This window comes from Ferruginibacter sp. (genome assembly GCF_031430955.1).
Classification (GTDB): Bacteria; Bacteroidota; Bacteroidia; order Chitinophagales; family Chitinophagaceae; genus Ferruginibacter.
The window spans coordinates 1-2,447 of record NZ_JANPCM010000357.1; the positions used below are offsets into that span (position 1 = coordinate 1).

The window sequence follows — 2,447 nt, forward strand, 5'->3', positions numbered from 1 at the left end:
GGTGGCGATATGAGTTTTGCCAGTGCACTCACTTACGATTTTGAAGTGTACAGTGCGGCACAACAAAAATGGCTGGAAGTAAGTTCGGTAAGTAACTTCGAAACTTTTCAAACCAACCGGATGAAAATTCGTTTTAAAGATGAAAATAATAAAACACAATTGGTACATTCTTTAAACGGGTCTTCTTTAGCATTGCCACGTATTATGGCTTGTTTATTAGAAAATAATCAAACAGAAAACGAAATAAAATTACCCGAAGTGCTGCATAGTTATTTTGGCGCCACAACTATTCATTAACAAAAAATGCAGCGGTTTCGGCAACACTTTTATTTAAACCGCTTATATTTATAATTCCTTAAAAAATAATTATGAAAAGAATATTTACCATTATTACAGTAACAATATTTGTTTGGGGTTGTGCAAAAAAAATATCGCCTCAAGCGTCATCAGCTCCTGTGTCTTCTAATTCCGGGTCTGCAGTTGCTGCACCCGAAATGTCTCCAAAATTAGGTAACAGTGTACCAGTTGGTAATACGCCAGTTACGCCATCGTCATCATCAACACCAGCTTCTCCTGCTGCTATACCATCAGTTCCATCTACGCCAGAGGGAACAAGAACTCCAACGGACAGATCGGGTACATCATCGCCTGAAATGCTTGGTCAGGCTACATTTAATGTAAAATGCGGCAAGTGCCATGGTTTAAAAGTTACTTCAGATTATACTGCCGACAGATGGATAAGCATTATGCAGGTAATGGCAACAAAAGCTCAGTTAACAGAAACTGAAAAAGAAAATGTGCTGGCTTATGTAAAGGCAAATGCCAAGAGATAATTTAACCGCTGCTGTTTTCTAATTGTTTTATTTTTCGGTTCATTACATAAAACCATGCAGGTGGCAGCAATGCTAAAATCATACTGCCGGGATAGCCCGTAGGTAATTGCGGCGCATTATTATGATGCTGTAATATTTGATATTTTCTGCTTGCTAAATAATGATGATCGCTGTGGCGGCTTAACTCAAACAACATTAATCTTCCAAAAATATGATTGCTGTTCCAGCTATGTTGCGGCATAGCTCTTTCGTATTTTCCTGCGGCAGTTTCTTTACGCTGCAGGCCGTAATGCTCAATATAATTTACGGTTTCTAAAAGTGCAATACCAATTGCGGCAGCACATAAAAAATAAAGTGCAGCAGTGCTTCCAAAAATCCAAAATATTACCCCAAAAAAAATTATTTGAATGAGATGTGCCTGCAGCATCTCGTTTTTTATATTGAGGATTGATAAACCTTTTTTTCTCATTTCGTCATTGCTGATTTTCCATGCAGATAAATAAGAGAAAACAATTGTTCTTAAATAAAAAGTATAGAGAGGTTCGTTTAAACGGGCACTGCTGGGGTCTTGCGGGGTAGCTACATTTTTATGATGGCCTTTATTATGCTCAATAAAAAAATGCATGTACAGCGACGTCATCAGTAAAACTTTAGCAAGCGTTTGCTCCAATTTATTTATTCTGTGGCCCAGCTCATGCCCAACATTAATGCCAAATGTGCCGCAGAGTAAACCCATACTAAAAACACGGCCGGTAATTTCCCATCCATTTAAACCAGATTCATTTATCACTGATAAAAACTTATACAAAGCAATAAACTGTAAAACCACAATCAGGTAAAGCATGTAATCGTAAAGCCGGTTATTTTTTGCCAGCTCTTCTTCGGCAGCGTTCATATTTTTTTCATTGGGCTTTATAAAAAGTTCGGCAAGGGGTAATAAAACCCAGGCATAAATCATGGGGCTCCAGGTAAACCATCCGTTTTGTGTAAATGCCAGCCAGGCAAGTACATACACAATTATGGGAGATAAATATTTAAATACTTTTATCGTCATACAGCAATTATTATTTGCCAAGGTAATAAAAACAATTTGAAAGGCACAACAGCGTTTAATAAACTTAACTTGCTTATAAAACACCTTCGGCTTACGCTAAAGAAAAATAAAAGCAGTGTTAACAAAATTTAATCATAAAATTTTAAACCTTTAATAATTAGATGAGTCCATGCATCGTTACTTATTAAGCACATAAACCTTACAATATTTTATGGCAGTATCCAACCGTTTAAAAAATCAACATTTATTATGGCGTGCAGGTTTTGGGCCCATGGCCGAAAATGCTGCAGCACTTGATACCGTATCTTCTAAAGATTTATGGAAATTACTGGAGAAAACTTCGGCTAAAAAGCCTGATAAAATTGAAGTGGCGCAAAACCTGGCAGATGGTTTATACAAGGGTATAATGGATGTAGCCAAAATGCAAAATCCGGAAACAAAAAGGGAACAGCAAAAAAGAAGAAGAGAGCAATCCCGTGACGATCTGAAAAATTTAAACATCCTTTGGCTGGAAGAAATGATAAACAGCGAAGCCCAGTTAAGAGAAAAAATGAGTTTGT

General features: G+C 37.0%; 4 protein-coding genes. 3 read left to right on the forward strand and 1 reads right to left on the reverse strand.

What is annotated here, in order from left to right; all coding sequences use genetic code 11:
• Positions 1–297 (forward strand): aminoacyl--tRNA ligase-related protein (locus tag ACY65O_RS10115; RefSeq protein ID WP_462220733.1); only part of this gene is annotated, 297 nt, incomplete at its 5' end.
• 71 nt (positions 298–368) lie between these two features.
• Positions 369–833: a hypothetical protein gene (locus ACY65O_RS10120; RefSeq protein WP_462220734.1), complete on the forward strand. Its 465-nt coding sequence runs from the start codon at positions 369–371 to the stop codon at positions 831–833.
• 1 nt (position 834) lies between these two features.
• On the opposite strand, the gene ACY65O_RS10125 is transcribed toward ACY65O_RS10120, so the two are convergent.
• Positions 835–1,887, reverse strand: coding sequence for an alkane 1-monooxygenase (locus ACY65O_RS10125; RefSeq protein WP_462220735.1), 1,053 nt, complete (start codon positions 1,885–1,887; stop codon positions 835–837).
• Between the two features lie 211 nt (positions 1,888–2,098).
• Between ACY65O_RS10125 and ACY65O_RS10130 the strand changes: the two genes are divergently transcribed.
• Positions 2,099–2,447, forward strand: a 349-nt coding sequence (locus ACY65O_RS10130) for a DUF1800 family protein (protein ID WP_462220736.1), incomplete at its 3' end; no start/stop codon positions are given.

Coding starts and splice junctions, on each gene's coding strand:
- ACY65O_RS10120 (WP_462220734.1), top strand. CDS start 369: ATGAAAAGAATATTTACCATTATTACAGTAACAATATTTGTTTGGGGT.
- ACY65O_RS10125 (WP_462220735.1), bottom strand. CDS start 1,887: ATGACGATAAAAGTATTTAAATATTTATCTCCCATAATTGTGTATGTA.